Origin of the sequence: Prevotella vespertina (assembly GCF_009728485.1) — a bacterium.
Lineage (GTDB): Bacteria > Bacteroidota > Bacteroidia > Bacteroidales > Bacteroidaceae > Prevotella > Prevotella vespertina.
Genome location: NZ_VVIQ01000015.1, coordinates 25349 through 46269 on the forward strand (window position 1 = coordinate 25349; position 20921 = coordinate 46269).

At 39.9% G+C, this 20921-nt stretch carries 17 protein-coding genes and 5 tRNA genes; 13 read left to right on the top strand and 9 right to left on the bottom strand.

Annotation, left to right across the window (positions count from 1 at the left end):
• Positions 1–9: 9 nt before the first annotated feature.
• The 5 genes from F0475_RS10870 to F0475_RS10890 form a co-directional block, all read right to left on the bottom strand.
• Positions 10–1227, bottom strand: coding sequence for an LptF/LptG family permease (locus F0475_RS10870; RefSeq protein WP_009435142.1), 1218 nt, complete (start codon positions 1225–1227; stop codon positions 10–12).
• A gap of 11 nt (positions 1228–1238) precedes the next feature.
• Positions 1239–2366, bottom strand: coding sequence for a tRNA guanosine(34) transglycosylase Tgt (gene tgt, locus F0475_RS10875; protein WP_009435140.1), 1128 nt, complete (start codon positions 2364–2366; stop codon positions 1239–1241).
• Positions 2363–4828: an endopeptidase La gene (gene lon / locus F0475_RS10880; protein ID WP_155716649.1), complete on the bottom strand. Its 2466-nt coding sequence runs from the start codon at positions 4826–4828 to the stop codon at positions 2363–2365. Before lon ends, tgt begins: the two co-directional genes overlap by 4 nt.
• 120 nt (positions 4829–4948) lie before the next feature.
• Positions 4949–5662 carry a tRNA1(Val) (adenine(37)-N6)-methyltransferase gene (locus F0475_RS10885; RefSeq protein ID WP_155716650.1) on the bottom strand — a complete coding sequence of 238 codons (714 nt, stop codon included), beginning with the start codon at positions 5660–5662 and terminating at the stop codon, positions 4949–4951.
• A 17-nt stretch (positions 5663–5679) separates the two neighbouring features.
• Entirely contained in the window at positions 5680–6711 is a 1032-nt protein-coding gene (locus F0475_RS10890; protein WP_155716651.1) for a diacylglycerol/lipid kinase family protein, read from the bottom strand.
• 193 nt (positions 6712–6904) lie between these two features.
• On the opposite strand from F0475_RS10890, the gene spt reads away from it, so the two are divergent.
• The 13 genes from spt (at position 6905) to F0475_RS10955 (ending at position 15720) form a co-directional block, all read left to right on the top strand.
• Entirely contained in the window at positions 6905–8095 is a 1191-nt protein-coding gene (spt, locus tag F0475_RS10895; RefSeq protein ID WP_155716652.1) for a serine palmitoyltransferase, read from the top strand.
• Positions 8096–8976: 881 nt separating this feature from the next.
• Positions 8977–9050, top strand: a tRNA-Pro gene (locus F0475_RS10900).
• 36 nt (positions 9051–9086) lie between these two features.
• Positions 9087–9159: transfer RNA gene (locus tag F0475_RS10905), tRNA-Gly, on the top strand.
• A 41-nt stretch (positions 9160–9200) separates the two neighbouring features.
• Positions 9201–9282 (top strand) — tRNA-Leu (locus F0475_RS10910).
• A 30-nt stretch (positions 9283–9312) separates the two neighbouring features.
• Positions 9313–9396 (top strand) — tRNA-Leu (locus F0475_RS10915).
• 36 nt (positions 9397–9432) lie between these two features.
• A tRNA-Gly gene (locus F0475_RS10920) sits at positions 9433–9505 on the top strand.
• A 40-nt stretch (positions 9506–9545) separates the two neighbouring features.
• Positions 9546–10085 carry a hypothetical protein gene (locus F0475_RS10925; RefSeq protein ID WP_155716653.1) on the top strand — a complete coding sequence of 180 codons (540 nt, stop codon included), beginning with the start codon at positions 9546–9548 and terminating at the stop codon, positions 10083–10085.
• A gap of 31 nt (positions 10086–10116) precedes the next feature.
• Positions 10117–10524, top strand: coding sequence for a single-stranded DNA-binding protein (locus F0475_RS10930; protein WP_155716654.1), 408 nt, complete (start codon positions 10117–10119; stop codon positions 10522–10524).
• The gene (gene gldE / locus F0475_RS10935; protein WP_155716655.1) at positions 10524–11843 is read left to right on the top strand and encodes a gliding motility-associated protein GldE; all 1320 of its coding nucleotides are present in this window, start codon (positions 10524–10526) and stop codon (positions 11841–11843) included. Before F0475_RS10930 ends, gldE begins: the two co-directional genes overlap by 1 nt.
• Positions 11827–12330 carry a 4'-phosphopantetheinyl transferase family protein gene (locus F0475_RS10940; RefSeq protein ID WP_317163225.1) on the top strand — a complete coding sequence of 168 codons (504 nt, stop codon included), beginning with the start codon at positions 11827–11829 and terminating at the stop codon, positions 12328–12330. The genes gldE and F0475_RS10940 overlap by 17 nt, the downstream gene beginning before the upstream one ends.
• A gap of 171 nt (positions 12331–12501) precedes the next feature.
• The gene (locus F0475_RS10945; protein WP_155716656.1) at positions 12502–13647 is read left to right on the top strand and encodes a replication initiation protein; all 1146 of its coding nucleotides are present in this window, start codon (positions 12502–12504) and stop codon (positions 13645–13647) included.
• Positions 13648–13767: 120 nt separating this feature from the next.
• A complete protein-coding gene (locus F0475_RS10950) occupies positions 13768–15006 on the top strand; it encodes a hypothetical protein (protein ID WP_155716657.1) in 1239 nt (412 codons plus the stop codon).
• A 12-nt stretch (positions 15007–15018) separates the two neighbouring features.
• A complete protein-coding gene (locus F0475_RS10955; RefSeq protein ID WP_155716658.1) occupies positions 15019–15720 on the top strand; it encodes a hypothetical protein in 702 nt (233 codons plus the stop codon).
• 183 nt (positions 15721–15903) lie between these two features.
• Here F0475_RS10955 and serB read toward each other — a convergent pair whose 3' ends face one another.
• From serB to buk, 4 genes are all read right to left on the bottom strand, one after another.
• A complete protein-coding gene (gene serB / locus F0475_RS10960; RefSeq protein WP_155716659.1) occupies positions 15904–17151 on the bottom strand; it encodes a phosphoserine phosphatase SerB in 1248 nt (415 codons plus the stop codon).
• Positions 17152–17767: 616 nt separating this feature from the next.
• Entirely contained in the window at positions 17768–18640 is an 873-nt protein-coding gene (gene sucD, locus F0475_RS10965) for a succinate--CoA ligase subunit alpha (RefSeq protein WP_009435237.1), read from the bottom strand.
• Between the two features lie 10 nt (positions 18641–18650).
• On the bottom strand, positions 18651–19790 hold the full coding sequence (sucC, locus tag F0475_RS10970; RefSeq protein ID WP_155716660.1) for an ADP-forming succinate--CoA ligase subunit beta: 1140 nt from the start codon (positions 19788–19790) through the stop codon (positions 18651–18653).
• 60 nt (positions 19791–19850) lie between these two features.
• Positions 19851–20915, bottom strand: coding sequence for a butyrate kinase (buk, locus tag F0475_RS10975; RefSeq protein ID WP_155716661.1), 1065 nt, complete (start codon positions 20913–20915; stop codon positions 19851–19853).
• Positions 20916–20921 lie beyond the last annotated feature (6 nt).

Below are 20921 nucleotides of genomic sequence, written 5' to 3' on the forward strand. Positions count from 1 at the left end.
CTCTCCTTATTAACTTGGTGCATGTCTATAACAGAAGTATGCGACAATAGCAAAGATAATGTTCGGTATCCATGCCGCGAGCATTGGTGGTGTGTTGTCTTGGATGGCGAAGGTAGCAGAAACTGTTTGCAACATAATATAGCTGAAGCTCAATGCAAGACCTATACCTAACGATAGCCCCATTCCACCTTTTCGCTTGCGAGAAGAAAGAGTCAATCCAATAATCGTCAATATGAAAGAGGAGAACGACATGGCTATACGTTTATGGAACTCAACCTCATATTGCACCACATTCCCTGAGCCACGGCTTGTCTGCTTAGAAATATAATCAAGAAGCTCTGGTGAAGTGAACGTTTCTTGTTGTCCTTTTGAATATACAAGGTCAGTAGGCTCCATGAGTAGAACCGTGTCCTTAGTTGCTCCACTCTGAATGTGTTCCTTCAGTCCTTTGAGCGTTCTTATTTTCCAGTTACTTAACTTCCAATGATACTTTGAGTCAGCAATCGTATCATATTGAATCTCCATTGCGGTTAAGTGACTTACAATCTTCTTGTTTTTGATCTTAACAAGCGAAAAGCCATAACCACGCTTGTATTGGTCGTCATAATTCTGGATATAAGCAGTGGTGTTCTTAGCTACAAATAGTTGGATGTCCTCCGCAGATGTATTCTTCTTCGAATTACGATATAAGGTTTCAAAGTTCTGTCTGATAACAGTGCCATGGGGGATGACAAAGCTATTGAGATAGAATGTTAAGCCTGCAATGACTACGCATGAGAGCATGTAAGGGCGCATTAACCTCTTTATAGACACGCCTGCTGCTAACATTGCTATAATCTCCGAGTTTCCAGCTAACTTAGATGTGAAGAATATAACAGCAATGAATACGAATAGCGGTGAGAAGAGGTTGGAATAATAAGGTATGAAGTTGGCATAGTAATCAAAGATGATGGCTCGCCATGGTGCGTGGTATTGCGTGAATTTTGAGAGATTCTCATTAAAGTCGAATACAATAGCGATGGAGATAATCAAAAGGATGGCATAGATATAAGTTCCAATGAACTTCTTAATGATGTACCAATCAAGAATGCCAAGATATCTAGTTGGGGAGATCTTCTTGAGTAAGTTTCCCACCTTATATATATAAGGTAGGCAAGGCTTAATCCTTTGACTAAGCTTACCTAGTAATCCTTTAATTATGCTTACAATCTCTTTGACCTTATGCATTGTGCGTATCCTTAAATTCTTCTTCCTAATTGCTCAATTACAGATGCCTTCCACTGAACGAAGTCGCCTTGCTCAATGTGTGTTCGTGCGTCTGTTACCAAACGAAGATAGAAAGCTAAGTTGTGTATACTAGCAATCTGCATTGCTAATAGTTCGCCTGCCTTGAATAGATGGTGTAGATAGGCTTTACTTGTAATTTGATCGATGTCACATCCGTCAGGATCAACAGGGGAGAAGTCTTTCTCCCATTTCTTGTTACGCATATTCATCGTTCCATTGTAAGTAAAGAGCATTGCATTACGACCATTACGTGTAGGCATAACGCAATCGAACATATCAACACCACGCTCGATAGCCTCAAGGATGTTTTGTGGTGTACCTACACCCATCAAGTAACGTGGCTTATCTTTAGGTAGAATCTCATTAACTACCTCAATCATTTCATACATAACATCAGTAGGCTCACCGACAGCTAGTCCACCAATAGCATTACCATCAGCACCTTGATCCGTCACAAACTTAGCAGCCTCTCGACGTAAGTCTTTGTAGGTGCATCCTTGAACAATAGGGAAGAGGCTTTGCTCGTAACCATAGAGAGGTTCGGTCTCATTGAATCGTTTGATACAACGAGTTAACCAACGTTGGGTCATGCCTAGACTCTTCTTTGCATATTCATAATCACTTTGACCTGGAGGACATTCATCTAGCGCCATCATGATGTCTGCACCTATAATGCGTTCGGTATCCATAACATTCTCTGGTGTGAAGAAATGCTTAGAACCATCAATATGGCTCCTAAACTCACATCCTTCCTCTGATAACTTACGAATACCAGTTAATGAGAATACTTGGAACCCACCTGAATCAGTAAGGATAGGGCGCTCCCAACCATTAAAGCCATGCAAGCCACCTGCAGCTTTTAATACATCTAAACCTGGACGTAGATAAAGGTGATAAGTATTACCTAAGATAATCTGCGCCTTTACCTGTCTTCGTAGTTCTTCAAAGTGTACACCTTTCACAGAACCAACAGTACCCACTGGCATAAAGATAGGAGTCTTTATCTGTCCATGGGCTGTCGTGATTAGTCCTGTACGTGCATCGCTTGCGTTATCTGTATGTTGCAGTTCAAATGTCATTTCTTTGTAGCTTTATTGTCTTCAGATATAGTGAAGTCTACTGGATGTTCTACCAGCTCATCGGTAAGAGCGAAATCCCATACTTGTTTGATATTCTCAACGAAGTGGAACTCAATACCCTTTCTGTAAATCTCTGGTATTTCTTCAATATCTTTCTTGTTCTCCGAACACATTACGATATCTGTAATACCTGCACGTTTAGCAGCTAGAATTTTCTCTTTAATACCACCAACAGGAAGAACTTTACCACGCAGCGTTATCTCGCCAGTCATAGCAGTGTTTTTGCGCACCTTGCGTTGTGTAAGGGCTGAGGCTATACTTGTAGCAATAGTTATACCAGCGGAAGGACCATCCTTTGGTGTTGCTCCTTCTGGTACATGGATGTGTATGTTCCATTGTTCAAAGATGCGATAATCAATACCTAAAGTATCAATGTGTGCTTTGACATATTCGAGTGCAATAACCGCTGATTCCTTCATCACATCTCCAAGATTACCAGTGAGTGTTAACTTTCCTGCCTTTCCCTTTGATAGAGAAGTTTCAATAAACAATATCTCACCCCCCACACTTGTCCAAGCAAGTCCTGTTACTACACCAGCGTATTTATTTCCTTGATAAATATCACGTGTGAAAGGAGGCTTACCAATGAGATCTTCCAGTGCTTCTGGAGTAATCTTCGTGTAAGGTAAGTTAGCGTTCATCGCTTGTTCAAATGCCAATTTACGCATTACCTTATTGATTTGTTTCTCTAATTGACGTACACCACTCTCACGTGTGTAACTTTCAATAATCTTTTCTAATGCGCTCTTTGTAAACTTTGGTTTAACTTCTAACTGATCTAAGCCCGTATTTTCAAGCTCTTTTGGAATCAAGTGTCGTTTTGCTATTTCTATCTTTTCTTCTGTGATATAGCCTGAAACATTGATTAACTCCATGCGATCTAACAAGGGTCTCGGAATCGTATTGAGATCATTGGCTGTTGCTATGAAAAGTACCTTTGAGAGGTCATAATCCATATCAAGGTAGTTGTCATGGAAAGCACTGTTCTGTTCTGGGTCAAGTACTTCCAATAATGCAGAAGAGGGATCACCATTAATTGTGTTTTGCGTTATCTTATCAATCTCATCAAGGATGAAGACAGGGTTGGAAGAGCCTGCCTTTTGTATGTTCTTGATGATACGTCCAGGCATAGCACCTATGTAAGTCTTGCGATGACCTCTAATTTCAGACTCGTCATGTAAACCACCTAACGATACACGTACATACTTACGTTTCATTGCTTCGGCAATACTTACTCCTAAGCTAGTCTTTCCTACACCTGGAGGACCATAAAGGCAGAGGATAGGAGACTTTAGACTGCCACGTAATTGTAATACAGCTATATATTCAAGGATTCGCTCCTTGACCTTCTCCATTCCATAATGATCTTTATCTAATATACGCTTTGCACGCTTTAAGTCGAGATTATCAGTTGTATATTCATTCCATGGTAAGGCTACCATCGTTTGAAGATAGTTTACTTGTATGCTATAATCAGGACTTTGAGGGTTTAGTGTGTCGAGCTTATCAATTTCTTTTTGGAAGATTTTAGCAACATCTTGTGACCATTTCTTATTCTTTGCCTTTTCCAGTAATTCCTTCTTATCTGGTGCAGAATCGCCATCACCAAGTTCTTCCTTTATATTCTTAATTTGTTGATGGAGAAAGTATTCACGCTGTTGTTCATCAAGATCCTCACGTGTTTTTGAGCGAATATCTTGACGTAAATGTTGAAATTGAATTTCTCTGTTCAGTATCTTCATCAGTCTGAAGAGACGATCCTTGATGGAGTTCTCTTCCAACATTTGAATCTTATCAGCTACGGGGAAAGGCATTGTAGAGCAGGTGTAGTTGACAGCAATGATAGGGTTGCCCATGTTGTCAAGTGCAAGCTGAGTATCGTCAGGAACTTCCTCGCTCCCATGAATATACTCCTTAGCTACTAACTTCATGTCTTCTACAGCAGTAATGAATTCCTTATCTTTCTTAGGATCCATTTCTTCTTGCAGCGCCTCAGTAAAACCTTTCATGTAAGGTGATTTGGTCGTTATCTCTTTGATACGACATTTGCCAAATCCTTGTAAAATAATGGTTTTGTTATCTCCCTCATAATTGCCCGGCATATCAAACGCACGTACATAGCGTGCATAGATACCTGTTTTATAGATGTCGTCCTCTTGTGGCTCATTGACATTGCTATCCTTCTGACTTACAATGGCAATGATGGTTTCTGGATTTTTCTCCAAATATTTTACCAATGCTAATGTTGCCTTTCTTCCAACAAGGATGGGGGAAAGGATTCCAGGGAACATTACGAGGTTGCGGGTTACGAATATGGGGATTTCACCATTAACTTTGATATTTAAGTCAGGTAAGTCGCCTTCGTAATCTGTAAACATCTGTATTGAGCTATTTTGTTTCATAAAGTTTTGTTATACCTATATTAGCTTGCAAAGTTACAAAATAAAAGCGAAAGACAGAAGAATTAGTGTGCTTTAATGTTTTGTAACCTTGATGCAATTCTATGGTGATGAGTTGTTTTCTTACTTAATGTAAAAATCTTTAGTGAGATGGTGGTACCACTCTGAACGCTCTCCATTGTCTTGCATTAATGTTACGTTTGTCTCTTCTTTCGGTGCGGTTAATGTTTTTTTTAATTCGAGTAAACACCGTTTAGGTGACTTGGATTCTTTTGTTTTTATATTAACAACTTTAGTGGTTGATAATCCACAAAATACAGCCTCTGACTCTATAATAATTTTATTGTCTGATGGAATAATGATAGAGAGAAGCCCTCCATCTTTCAATAGGCGTGATGCGTGATGTAGTAAATCATGGGGTGTTAAAGTGTCTGTGTGTCTTGCAATAGTCCTTTCTTGTAAAGGGCTTTTTAATGATTTTATAAAGTAGGGGGGATTACTCACAATCGCATCATAAATGTTGTCAAAGTCAGTTTTGAATGTATCTGGATGATACTCTTGCAGAGAAGTATGGATGAGACTAATTCTATTATTAAATGGCGATAATAGTGTGTTGGTCGTTGCATCTTCTAATGTTTTAGCGTCGATTTCTATAGCATCAATGTAGGCATTAGGAAAACGCTGAGCCATCATTAATGCTAGAAGTCCAGTTCCTGTTCCAATATCTAATATCCTTGCGCCACCTTGCGCCCATGCTCCAAGGAGTATACCATCAGTGCCAACTTTCATAGCAGAATGTTCTTGGGTGATATGAAAATTTTTTAGTGTAAAGCCCATTCTTCTTATTGGTACAGTTATATATTCAACTTACGTAATATTGTCTTGTTGATAGCTTGCACCTTTCTACTTTGTTTGGTGATATCCTGCCTCATTAAGTCAATGTTATAGAAAATTTCAGAGAAAGCTGTTTGTAGTATATTGGGCTGCCTGCGTGTCTTATCAGCATTGTGGTTAATCACGATGTTGATTCCCTTTGACACAATAGATATATCAACGTCAGCACCAGAAAGTACGGGATCTCCATCGTAGTGGATTACTCCTTCTTTCTTTCGGTGGATATGTATTTTCTTTGCTTTGAAAGTTTTGATTTTGAGGTTCTTGTCAAGAGTTTTGTTAAAGAGTTCAATAGCTACTTGTGGTGCCTCAATAATATCGAAAGGTTCCATGATAATGATGTCTAATAGTCCATCACTCATAGAAGCTTGAGGAGCTATGTAAGCGTTGTTACCATATTGTGAAGCATTGGCGGCTGATACAAGGAAGGCTTTGTAGCGTTTAACACCATTTTCATCTTCTATCTCATAAGTTTCTGGTTGGTATTTGAGTCCTTCTTCCAAAACTTTTTGCATGTAGGTGATAGGTCCTCGTTTACCAGCTTGAGCAAATTGCATTGATATAAATGCGTCGAAGCCCATACCACAGGTACAGAAGAAAGGGTGCTCATTAATGATACCATAATCTAAGGCTCTAATTTCGCATTCATTTATGATATCTATACATTTCTTGAGATTCATCGGTAGATTTAAATGGCGTGCAAGTCCATTACCTGACCCACAGGGTAAGATTGCCATAGCTGTCGATGTGTTAATTAATGATTTACCGATTTCGTTTACGGTCCCATCACCCCCAATAGCAACGACAATATTGACGCCCTCTTTTACTGCTTGTTTTGCTAACTCTGTGGCATGTCCTGCATATTGTGTTTCTAATATGTTGTAATCAAATTCACTTTTGTTAAGTCGTTCTTCAATAAGATCGGGAATACCAGCCTTGCTGATAGTTCCTGATATAGGATTAAGAATGAAAACGATTCTTTTCTTATTCATAGTGCTGTATGGTCAGAGTATAGTTCCTCCGGCAAAGTTACACATTAATCTTATATCTTATTGAAAAAGTGGTATGAAAAAAACTTTAAAAAGCACTTTTCTAATCAAATTGTTCTTTTTGTCGTACAAAGTTAGTATCTTTGCAACCTAAAATAATTATTATGTAGTCGTTGGCTACACCATATTAAATATAATGGGACAGTTACAAGATAAGTACAAAAGTTACCGTGATCCGCAGAAGTTTATAGAAGCAGGAGTTTATCCTTATTTCCGCGAGATTACGAGTAAGCAAGGAACAGAAGTTACAGATATCGATGGAAACGAGATTCTCATGTTTGGCTCTAATGCCTATACGGGTCTGCCAAATGATCAGCGTGTTATAGACGCAGCACATCGTGCTTTAGACAAGTATGGTACTGGGTGTGCAGGTAGTCGTTTCTTGAATGGAACATTGGATCTTCATGTTCAATTAGAGAAAGAACTTGCAGCTTTTGAAGGAAAGGATGAAGCTCTTGTTTTCTCTACTGGTTTCTCCGTCAATGCTGGCGTTCTAGCAATGGTTGTTGGGCGTGGTGATTATATTATTTGCGACGATCGTGATCATGCTAGTATTGTTGATGGTCGTCGTTTGAGTTTCGCAACTCAACTTCACTATAAGCATAATGATATGGTGGATTTGGAGCGTGTTCTCCAGAAACTTCCGCATGAGGCTGTGAAACTTATCGTTGTAGATGGTGTCTTCTCAATGGAAGGTGATTTAGCTAATCTACCAGAGATTGTGAAACTGAAGCATAAATACAACTGCTCTATTATGGTTGATGAGGCACATGGTTTAGGTGTGTTTGGTCGTCAGGGTAGGGGCGTTTGTGATCATTTCCATGTAACAGATGAAGTCGATTTGATCATGGGAACGTTCTCAAAGAGTCTTGCATCAATAGGTGGTTTTATTGCAGGAGACAAGGATACAATCAATTATCTTCGTCATACATGTCGTACATACATCTTCTCTGCAAGTAATACACCTTCAGCTACAGCTGCGGCTTTAGAGGCTCTTCATATCTTGGAAAATGAACCAGAGCGTATAGAACATTTATGGAAAGTTACAAACTATGCTTTGAAGCGTTTCAAGGAGGAGGGTTTCGAGATTGGTGAGACAGAGAGTCCGATCATTCCACTTTATGTTCGTGATATACAGAAGACTTTTATTGTAACGAAGTTGGCATATGAGGCAGGTGTGTTTATCAACCCTGTTATTCCTCCTGCTTGTGCACCTCAAGATACACTTGTTCGTTTTGCTTTGATGGCTACTCATACAGAGGAGCAGGTTGAACGTGGCGTACAGGCGTTGAAGAAGATTTTTAAAGAAGAAGGTGTCATTAAGTAGAAGTTTCTTCTAATTGATATTTTCGTCACTGAAATAGAGGAGAAGGTTGTGTGTTATTACGCAATCTTCTTTTTTTATTTTTTCTATGTTCACTTTTTTGAAATCCAAGTTTTCCTAATCACGTTAATCAGAATCTTTTGTAGTGCATTTACCTTTTGACTCTGACCTTGCTAACGCTAATTTCTGACCTTGCTAAGGTTAATCTTTGAGTTTGCTAATGCTAATCTTTGACGCTAAGAACGCTTATCTCTAAGCATACGAGCACTAACTTCTGAAACTTTTTGGGGCAATCTCGCGATCTGCACTCCCCTCCTTTCGGAGGGGTCGGGGGAGGCTGTAGAGGTTGGGTAGGGCTTTTTTATTCCCAATCACACAATCACAATCACAAAATCACAAAAAGGATTTTCAACGTGTAAAAAGGGATTCCTAATATAATATAATACCTTATTAATAAATAATAATATATAATGATACATTATTTACATAAAGAAAAAGCATAATACTACCATAATTGATTTTGTGATTTTATGATTGTGATTTTGTGATTGATATGAATTTCAGTTGTTTTCATTTTTGATATTTCTTATTTGCTAAACTCTTTGTTGCAAAATACCCTTTAAAAAGTAAATTTGAATTGAAATAATACAGACGATGATGGAATATATATTTTTGCAGTATTTTGTCCTATGTAGGTGTAGATAAATATATAGTGTTGTTTATCAGGATTTTACATATATTCTTGGGATGCCCAAAGTTCTTTGTTTAAAAAATAAATGAACTTTTTGATAGAAAAATCGCAGAAACATTTGGTAGTTTCAAAAAAAAGTACTACCTTTGCACTCGCAATTCAGAAATACTGCTAATAATTTCTGGATATGCAACGGGGCGTAGCGCAGCCCGGTAGCGCTCCTGGTTTGGGACCAGGCGGCCGCAGGTTCGAATCCTGTCGCCCCGACAATCATCAATCTTTAGAGTAAGTAGATGTTTTATTGCGGCAATAGCTCAGTTGGTAGAGCACGACCTTGCCAAGGTCGGGGTCGCGAGTTCGAGTCTCGTTTGCCGCTCTTTGATATTCTGAAAGGCTTTTAGTTATCTCAAAACTAATGCCCAGGTGGCGGAATTGGTAGACGCGCACGTTTCAGGTGCGTGTGTTTCACGACGTGCAGGTTCGAGTCCTGTTCTGGGCACGGAAGTTCTTTGAATATTATAGGCATATTGGAGAGGTGGCGGAATTGGTAGACGCGCTACTTTGAGGGGGTAGTGAAAATTGATTCGTGGGAGTTCGAGTCTCCTCCTCTTCACATGCAGATTTTGGTAAGTAATTACTTACATTGTATGCGGCAATAGCTCAGTTGGTAGAGCACGACCTTGCCAAGGTCGGGGTCGCGAGTTCGAGTCTCGTTTGCCGCTCTTATTTGTTAGAAAGAGAAACATACATAACATTATCTTTATGAATTTATATTTACGGTATTTCGATAGTGAAGTATTAGTACATAATGTTGAAGAGGCGTTAGATTTTTTGAGTTCTATTCCTGATATTCAACTCACTCCAGAATTGGAAGATGATATTAGGAATTATGCAGCGAGTGATGTATTCTATCCTAAACGTTATAAGGTTCGTCCTCGTGTTTATTTTATCGTCATAAAGACAGAGGCTCCTAGTATGATGGATTTTAAACAGAAGAAAGCATTGCGTCCTAGCGTTGATAGCATACAGCGTAAGGAGAATCCTGCAATTATGCATCTTAATGAAGAACGTGAGGGCTGGTATGAAGGTGAACTTGATTTCAAGCGTGTTGTTTTAATACCATCTACAGGTAAGCACGAATACAGGGATACGCATTTTGTTGTACAATGCAAGGCTGTTTCAGGCTGGGATTGTTATACACGTATGGTTGAATACTTGAAGGAGAGAGTTGACAATAGAAGTCAGTTCCCTTCAGCTAAAGGTAAGAACTTTAGATTTAAGTATTTGGGAATGTGGAAGTAAAGAATTTCTCTTTCTTTTAGATTTGTGCTATATGAACAAAGTGATGTTAATTGGTAATGTTGGTCGTGAACCAGAAGTGCGCTATTATGATGCGGATCAATGTGTTGCTACCTTTACGTTAGCTACAACAGAACGAGGATATGAGCTTCCTGGTGGAACTAAAGTCCCCAATCGTACCGATTGGCATAATATAGTACTATTTAAGAGTTTGGCAAAGTATGCCGAACAATACATTCATAAGGGCGACAAACTATATGTTGAGGGACGTATAAGGAATCGTTCTTATGATGATAAAAAAGGGGTGCGCCGACAGGTTACAGAAATCTATGTGGATAATCTTGAATGGTTAAGTGCATCTCGAAAGATGGAAAATGCGTCAGAAGAGAAGAATAAAGATGCTGATAACTCCATCTCTGATAATAACAAATTACCTTTTTAATGGATAGTTTTCTATTAGATATATCTTCTTATATCACCGTTAATCCAATAAGTCCAAGTATACTTATTTCTATCCTCTTGGCATTCTTTCTTATCCTTTTATCTGGCTTTGCTAGTGCGTCAGAGATAGCCTTTTTTAGTTTGTCTCCAGCAGATTTAGAGGCTATGGACCCAGATAAAAGCCCATTGGATATGTTGGTTCAGAAACTTCGTGATGATAGTGAGCGCACACTGGCAACTATTCTTATAACGAATAACCTTGTTAACGTGACCATCATCATGTTGTGTAATTATATCCTCATCAATTTACTAACATTTAGTGCAGAATGGTTACAATTTCTGTGTGTTACGATTCTATTAACCTTCTTGTTGTTACTTTTTGGTGAGATTATTCCTAAAGTATATGGTAATACGAATCCACTTGCCTTCTGTCGTAAGGCAGTGAAAGGGGTTATGTTCTTTCGTAAGTTATTTTGGCCGATAGAGACAATTCTTTTAAAGAGTGGTGCTTTCGCAGAGAAAGTCTTACAGAAAGAGAATAGGCAATTATCAATCGATGATTTGGAACAAGCACTGGAGCTTACTGATAAGAGCGACATCAAAGATGAGCAAAGTATGTTGCAGGGCATTATACGTTTTGGTGATGAGACCGCAAAGGAGGTGATGACTTCTCGCCAAGACATAATAGACCTTGATATACGCTGTTCTTATGAGGATGTGTTGAAGTGTATTGTTGATAACAACTACTCTCGTATCCCTGTTTATCAAGATAATAAAGACAATATCCGAGGTGTTCTTTACATCAAAGACTTGCTCCCTCATCTATCAAAGCCAGCTAACTTTAGATGGCAAAGCTTGATACGTCCACCTTACTTTGTTCCTGAAACGAAGAAGATTGACGACCTTCTACGTGAGTTCCAAGAGAACAAAGTTCATATTGCAATCGTTGTGGATGAGTTTGGTGGAACCAGTGGTATAGTTACGCTCGAAGACATCTTAGAAGAGATAGTCGGGGAGATTAATGATGAATACGATGAGGAAGAGCATAACTACACCAAATTAGACGCTAATAGTTATATCTTTGAAGGTAAAACCTTATTGAATGACTTTACCAAAATACTCAATCTTCCAGATGATGAGTTTGATGACGTAGAAGGTGATGCTGATTCACTTGCTGGTTTATTGTTGGAAATCAAAGGCGATTTCCCTGCAGTGCATGAGATTTTGAAGTATAAGCGATATACCTTTGAAGTGTTAGAGATAGATGAACGTCGTATTAGTAAAGTCAAGGTGATCATAGGTTGTGAGGATAACGCGTGACGTTTTTGATAAAATCACTATCGGTCTTTTGCCGATAGACAAAGGGCGAAAGGCAGAGAAAGAAGGCGAGCAACGTCTTCTTTTTGCTATGTTGGGTTATGTTCCTGTTATCAATCATAATGAGGATGGTAAACCAACTATCGAGGGCTATCACATTAGTATATCTCACACCATTGGTTATGTTGCTATTATCTTTTCCACGGACTTTGAAGTAGGGATTGACATTGAGTATGTGTCCAATCGTGTGAGTCGTATCACCTCTCGTTACCTTCGCTCTGACGAGCCCTTCACCGATTTACGTTCCCAGCTTATAGCTTGGTGTGCAAAGGAAACCACCTATAAACTGTTTTCAGAAGAGCACTTAGCCCTTCAAGAGATGAAGGTAAACGTTGCCTTAGACCATGTTACCAACCTTAGAAGTAATATCGACATAAAGTTTGTAAGCGAAGTTACACATGATTATGTGTTAACTTATGCGTGGAAATAAGTAGCATCGAAGCAATCGTTTAACCTTTAAAGCTATTTGCCTTTAGCCTTAATCAATCGACTAATGATAAGTTATCATTTTCGGTGTTATTAGTTGATTGTTCAAAAAAAAACAGTATCTTTGTAACTTCAAGTCAATAAAAGATATAGAGCTAAGGCAAATTAAACAGATATGACTGATAAGATATCCAGCAAGAAGATAACTCGTAAGCGTGGAGCAAAAGCCCAAAAGGCACCACTAAAGAGTCGTACCATATCGAACGACCTCATCCCTATTGAAGAAGAGACATGGTTATTGCAGCCAATTGCTGTGACAATGATGCGTCATGACTACTCGCTAATTCAAGTCCGCATCCTCGTTTCTATTGTTGAGAGTTTACAAGATATTTTGCATGGAATCTTAAAGAGCAAACGAGGCTTTCAGTTAGATTTGTTTCAGACAGATGAGCTTGATGAAGATGGAAGAATGCCGATTAAGTTGCCTTTCAAAGAATTAGGTGTTGACCCTAACCATTATCCTCAACTTCGCAATTCATTGAAGATGTTAGCTTCCATCCCTGTTGAGATACCTTATAAGACGACTGAAGGGCGTAAGTACACGAAGGCAACTAACCTTTGTGATGTATATATTCCCGAAGACCGTTCCTATAATAAGTATGCTATTTTAAAGTTGGATCATACAGTAGCTGAACGTCTGGTTTCTTTAGATTTAGGTTATCATAAGTTTGGTAAGCAGATTGTCTTTGCTTGTAAGAATAGATACACACAGCGCATCTATATGTTTATCGAGTCATGGGCAGATAAGGGGCGTGCCGTCATTGCAACATTAGATTTCCGCAAGATGTTACGTCTTGAGAATAATTATAAAAAGTTCTCTGACTTCTGCCGTCGAGTACTCGATCCTGCCATGCAAGAGTTAAAGGAATTATCCGAGAAAGGTTCTTGTGATTGCTTCTTTGAGTATGACAAGAAGTATGATCATGGGCAACGTGGTGGCGAACCAGACCGTTTAATCTTTATCATCCATCGTACTAAGGACAAGATGAATGCGCAGTTAGAGAACATGATACAAGCACAACGTCGTCAGTTCCAGCAGTACCTTGTGCAGTATTTTAATTTTACTCCAGCGAACGCCCAACAGATGGCTGATCGTATAACTGCCGATAACTATCAAGAGGCTGTTCAGAAACTAATGAGCTTGCGTGACCGCTTCTCTAAGACTGTCGTTCAAGATAAGGCTGCCTACACCTTTAAGAGTTTAGATGAATTATTAAGATCTAAAGAAATTCCTAATACAATCGTTGAGGAAGTAGAGTAATGCGACTATAGTATAGGAACATTCCCTTCGTAATTAGGAATTTACCTATTGCGTATTTAAACGTTATCAGCTATCTTTGTCATTGTAAATAAAGGTAGTTATTAACTTAATATGATAGCAATGGATAGAAGATTTTTATATACAATAGCATTGGCGTTTACAAGTTTAAGTCTAACTTCTTGTGGCTCTCTATTCTCAGTAGGAATGGGTGTAGGTGGTCCTGTGGGAGCAGTTGGAAGTGTATATGATGACTCTTATGGTCGTTATGATGATTACGGCGATAGTTATTATCGTCTCGGCTATGAAGAAGCTCGTCGACAAGCTTTATTCTTATCTGATAAGATGGCTTATGAGTTACGTTTGAACGATGCTCAATATGCAGCTGTCTATGAGATTAACTTAGACTATTTACTGAACTTACAGGGAGGCAACTCTTTATATGGTAGTTACTGGGATCAACGAAACAGAGATTTATACTTTGTGTTGAATACTAACCAGTATAATTACTTTACAAGGGAAGACTACTTCTATCGTCCAGTTTATTGGAGTAACGACAATTACTATTACCGCGTTTATTCGCGTTATGGTGATCGCAATTACTTCTACCGTACATGTCCTTCGGAGTATTATTCTTACAGGGGTGGGCGTCCAAGTAGCTATTATCAAAGCCAGTTCGGTTCCCGTAGGGATCAAGCTCCAATGCCAAGCAGTACAAGGGTTTATCAAAATCCTTATCCAAATGGTGGTTCCTGGAATGCGCCCAACTCACCTAGAACTGACAGCCAGCAAGGGAATCGTAGTTTTGGTAATGCTACTCGAGAGAACATGGATATGAACAATACAACGAGAAGTACGCAAAATAACACTTACTCACGTCCTAACAATCAGTCGTTTGGAAACGCTCGACCTGAAGCGCCATCTCCTTCATATTCTCCTTCACAGAGCACACCTGTTTTCCCTCAACAGCCAAGCAATGAGAATAGAGCTTCATTTGGTAACGCACGTAGGATGGACTCACCGAGTCAACCTTCATTTGGAAGCCAATCATCTTCGAACACTGGTGCTACTCGAGAGAACATGGATATGAACAATACGAGGAGAAGTACGCCAAATAACACTTACTCACGCCCTAACAATCAGTCGTTTGGAAACGCTAGACGTGAAGTGCCATCTCCTTCTTATTCTCCTTCGCAGAGTACACCTGTTTTCCCTCAACAGCCAAGCAATGAGAATAGAGCTTCATTTGGTAACGCACGTAGGATGGACTCACCGAGTCAACCTTCATTTGGAAGCCAATCACCTTCAAGCACAGGTGCTTCTAGTTCGTCAACTGGGAGTGTATTTGGAGGTCATAGATAAATTAAAGAATATATGAGAATAACGGACATTAACCGATCGAGAGTAGCCACTGCAATGGTCAGGGGCTACTTTCATTCTTTCTTCTCTGGACAGATAGATGCTTTATCATCCGACAAGAAGAAATTAGAACCACGAGAGTATAAGCAGTTGTTAGTTAATAACTTCGATAACCTGTCTTCACAATTTGTATCGGTACTATTCCCCGTTCTCATTCGTTTGAATTATGATGACTTTGATAAGGTGACTACTGATATGAAACGTAGACATTTCTCCTCTTCTACTTCTTCAAAGTTGCTCTTGCGCTATGCTTGTGGATCAAAGGAATTATACGACTTGGTTACTGCGGAATATCAGAAAAACGTCTTTGCTTTAATGGAAGGGCATTTGTTGACAAAGGAGGAGTTCTTTGCTTCTTGCCCTAGCTTGCAGGCAGACGATACAGTTCCTGTTTCTTTAGCCATTCGCTCTGTGGTGCGTGTACAGATGCAAGCGTATGTAACTGGCGTTACAAGTGCACAAGCATCTACGAACGACTTGCGACAGGCTACTATCTATCGTTTAATGCTCTCGGGTATGGAATCTTTGTTACATGACTCACCTATTCTTCTCGAGGAGGAGAATTTAGAAATGATGTTCCGCAAGGTTTCATTAAACTCTGAAAACTTCGAAAGATTAATGGATGAAATGACTATGGCTTACACGGAATTAGTGTAGACACCTGGCTATTTATGTACGCATAAGTAGTCTGACTTCTGTAATCTTACTATAAGTTTACTCCTATATATTGACATCCTCGTTTGCCCACTCAATTTAAAGAGCTTTGGACAAACGAGGATGTTTGTTTCTGTTGGTTTAACAAAAGAAAGAGAGTCCTTCACTCAGAAGAAACTTCTTTACTTAAAGCTTCCCTGCGTCTCCCAAGTAACTATCCTTGAATCCAAGAAAATACAACACACCATCAAGCCCGATAGTTGTTATATTTTGTTCGGCAGTAGCTTGCACACGTGGCTTTGCATGGTAAGCAATGCCCAATCCCGCTTCTGAAATCATGGGTAAGTCATTAGCTCCGTCGCCTACAGCAATCGTTTGTGCAAGATTGACTTTCTCAACTTGAGCCAGTAGCTTCAATAGTTCTGCCTTGCGTTTTCCGTCAACTATATCGCCGAGGTAACGCCCAGTTAACTTATTATGCTCATCTATTTCTAGTTCGTTTGCATAGACATAATCAATACCATATTTGCGTTGTAAGAACTCACCAAAATAAGTAAATCCACCGCTGAGAATCGCTATTTTATAACCACATTGTTTCAGCACATTCATCAATCTGTCTACGCCTTCCGTAATTGGCATTGACTCTGCAATATCTTTCATTACGCCAGCATCTAATCCCTTCAATAGTGCTACACGTTCAGCGAAACTCTCTTTGAAATCAATCTCACCACGCATCGCACGTTCTGTGATCTCTGCCACTTGTTCGCCAACACCAGCTCGCTTTGCAAGTTCGTCAATACACTCGGTCTGAATAAGTGTCGAATCCATATCAAAGCAGATGAGTCTGCGCATACGACGATACATATCATCCTTCTGTAGGGAGCAGTCAATACCTTGTTCATGGCTCATTTGCATCAACTCCGCTTGTAAGCGTTGATAATCGGTAGGGGTTCCTCTAAGTGAAAACTCAATGCAGGCTCTGACGTGCAAGTAATGTTTCTTAATACTTTGCCGTCCAGTAAGGCGTCGTACAGCATCAATGTTAAAGCCATGCGCCGAGATGATTTGTGCCGTTGCTTGTATGTTCCTTGCCGACAATGATCGCCCAATAATAGTAAGGATGTATCTGTTCTTACCTTGTTGATTCACCCATTCCTCATACTCATCGTCACTGATTGGTGCAAAACCAATGTTTACACCAATTTCTGTAGCTTTGAAGAGCAAGTCTTTCATCACCTGCCCTGAGCTTTGTTTGTCAATTCTGATGAGAATACCGAGTGATAGGGTGGAATGAATATCCGCCTGACCAATGTCTAAGATATGTGCGTCATATTGTGCAAGTATTTCCATGATAGACGCTGTTAGTCCCGGTCGGTCTTGCCCTGTTACCCTGATTAATATTTGTTCTTCTTGTGTGTTTGTCTTTTCTTCCATATCAAATCTTTGTTCATGCAAAAGTACTGATTAATTATGACGTGAGCAAATGTTCTAGCAAACTACATTAGGATTATCTTCGGTTTACTCCCGTGTGTAGGATGATAGTCTAATTTTAAGTACTATCCACTTCTAAGTTTAAGTACATTTGATGTATAAGTTAAAGTACGCTTGACGTTTAACTTAAAGTATAAACCGACTTTAAGTTAACGTGAAAATTAACTCTAAATTGGAGGCTGTTTTATTCTATATTAAAAGTTTAATATTAACTACTATGTAATTGATTATCAAATTATAATAGATAGCTTGTAAGTGACAAACTATAAGCTTTATTTAAGTTAAGATTAAGGCTTTGTTGAGAAGAAATTTATCCCTATGAAGTCCTACGACTTTTCTATAAAAGCAAGTATTGATTGGTATTTAATGTTTATGAAACTAATGAGCAAATAAAGGTTGTGTCTTCATGTAGATCTTGTCTAGAGTATTTCGATGACAGACTAAAAGTAAAGACAGACCCCCTCGTCTATTTATTAAAGCAAATGTGCTTCAGTTAGGCGAAAGCGTCTGTCCCTACTTATTGTATAAACGATTTATCTCTTTGTGAGATACCTCATCTTTACTTCTTCATCTGTTGCTTTAGTAGTGTTGGAATCTCACTTGTCTCACGTGCAACAGGAACTCCAACAGCCTCAAACGCAGCTATCTTTTCGCTTGCAGAGCCAGAGCCACTTGAAATTATAGCACCAGCATGCCCCATTTGTTTGCCCGGAGGAGCTTGTTGTCCAGAGATGAAGACAGCTACGGGTTTAGTTACATGCTCCTTTATAAACTTTGCGGCGCGTTCTTCAGCGTCACCACCAATCTCACCAATGAGAGCAATGCTATCCGTCTCTGGGTCATCTTGGAACATCTGTAATAGTTCTTCAAAGTAAAGACCTACAACAGGGTCACCACCAACGCCAACGGCTGTTGATTGTCCGAGACCTGCTTGGGTGAGGTTATGCACCACCTCATAAGTTAAAGTACCGCTACGACTGATGACGCCAGTGTGTCCTTTCTTAAAGATGTTCGTTGGCATAATACCAGCCATGCTCTCTTCTGGAGATATCAAGCCAGGGCAGTTAGGTCCGATAACCTTTACACCATGAACTTTAGCATAATGCTGTGCAGCTACAGCGTCGAGCGTTGGTACACCTTCTGTAATACAGATGACAAGTTGAATGCCGCCATCAATAGCTTCCAGCATAGCATCCTTTGCGAAAGGTGCAGGAACAAAGATAATAGAAGTGTTTGCTTGTGTTGCAGCCACCGCATCTTTCACCGTGTTGAAAACAGGGATACCACAGACTTCTTGTCCTGCCTTACCAGGAGAGGTACCACCCACAACATTGGTTCCATACTCTTTCATCTTTGATGCGTGAAAACTACCATCACGACCAGTTATACCTTGTACAATTAGTCTTGTATTTTTGTTGATCAGAATACTCATAATATCTTATTTAAAGTTGTTTACTTAGTTCAACTGCCTTATGTCCAGCATCTGCCATAGAGGTGGCAACATTGAAGTGGGTTCCTTCTAATATTGCCCTTCCTTCTGCCTCGTTGGTACCAGTGAGACGGATGACAATAGGTATGTCGGTTTGAATCACCTTGAATGCTTCAAGCAAGCCCTTAGCAACGTCATCGCAACGGGTAATTCCACCAAAGATGTTAATGAGAACAACCTTTACATGCTTGTCGGCTAATAAGAGCTTCATGGCTTCAACAATCTTCTCGGGGTTAGAGCTACCACCAATGTCAAGGAAGTTAGCTGGTTCGCCACCATAGAGTTTAATCATATCCATCGTAGCCATTGCAAGACCAGCACCATTCACCATACAACCGATAGAGCCTCCAAGGTTAACGTAACTGAAGCCCTTATCCTTAGCCTCACGCTCTTTCTTCTCCTCGGCAGTAGGCTCGAAGAGTTCAGCTATATCGGGATGGCGGAAGAGGGCATTATCATCAAAGGTCATCTTAGCGTCGATGGCTTTTAGTGTACCTTCCTGTGTCATCACGAGAGGATTTATCTCTGCAAGTGAGGCATCCTTTTCGACGAAGAGTTTATAAAGGTTCTTGAAGATAGGCACTGCTTGCTTCACTTGTGCCATATCATCGAATAACTTGAATGCTGCTTCACGTGCGAGGAAGTCGGACATACCAATAGTTGGATCAATGACAATCTTCTCAATCTTCTCTGGAGTCTCTTTTGCCACTTGCTCAATATCCATACCACCGGCACGACTCAACATCAACATAGGGCACTTCGACTTGCGATCAACAAGAATACTCATGTAGTACTCAGATGCAATGTTAACAGCTTCGCTAACTAGGACGCGATCAACAGTGAACCCTTTGATGTCCATGCCTAAGATTGCTTCTGCATGTTGGCGAATCTCTTCTTCACTACTTCCAAGTTTAACACCACCAGCCTTACCACGACCGCCCGTGTGTACTTGTGCTTTTACTACCGCTTTTGCTAAACCTAATTGTTTATACGCAGCAACAGCCTCATCCGGTGTTCGACAAACGATGTTGCGATCTACCGGTAGTCCATAAGATGCAAAGATACTCTTTGCTTGGTATTCATGTACCTTCATAAGATTTGTTTTTAATTATAAACTATAGTTTAGGTGTTCTGTAAATCGATTGAATGTGAATCAATAGTCTTTAGCTACTCTTTCTCCACGTAAGACAGCCAAGGCATTCTCTGTTAATGCGAGCATCTCATCTTGACCAGGATAAACATGCACTGGAGCAAGATATTCTATTCGACGTTTAAGGCGGTCGATGATGTAATCGCTTTTTGCCATTCCACCCGTGAGAAGGATGGCGTCAACTTTACCATATAGAACAGCCCCTTCTGCGACTATGTTCTTCGCAACATGCCATATCATAGCTGACACGATTAACTCTGCATGTTTATCGCCAGCCTTTATCCAGTTCATTACCTCTCTTAGGTCATTTGTACCAAGATGTGCAATTAAACCAGCCTGCCCACTGACTCTGCCTAGTAATTGGCTTTCAGTGTATTTACCACTAAAACAAAGGCGTATTAAGTCGGCTGCTGGGAGGCTACCCGCACGTTCGGGTGAGAAAGGACCTTCACCATCAAGGGCATTATTAGCATCGATGGCTCGACCATGATTGTGGGCGGCAATTGATATTCCACCACCAAGATGACAGATGATAAGGTTGAGTTTCTCGTATTTAGTACCTATATCTTTGGCGTATCGTCTACCAATGGCTTTCTGATTCAAAGCGTGCCAGATACATGCACGAGGCATTAGAGGAGAACCAGAGATACGGGCTTCGGGCTCTAGTTCGTCAACTACACCAGGATCGGCAACAAAACTTTTGCAACCAGGGATGTCACGTGCAATCTCGTCTGCAATCATACAACCTAAGTCACAGGCATGCTGATGAATAGCTTGCTGCTGGTCAAGTATCATTTCTTCCGTAATGGTGAATACACCGCTTGACACGGGTTTAGCTAATCCGCCTCGTCCGATAACTGCATCAAAGTCAAGAGGGATATTGCGTTTCTTTAATTCTTCAATAACAACTTGCTTTCGGAAATGAAATTGATCTGTAATCTTCTTGAAAGTACTTAGTTCTTCTCTTGAATGGGGTATGTCTGCAACAAAGACAGGTTCATCGTCATTCGCTAAGGAGATTTTTGTTGAGGTTGAGCCTGGGTTAATAGCTAGGATCTTGTATGCCATAATGTT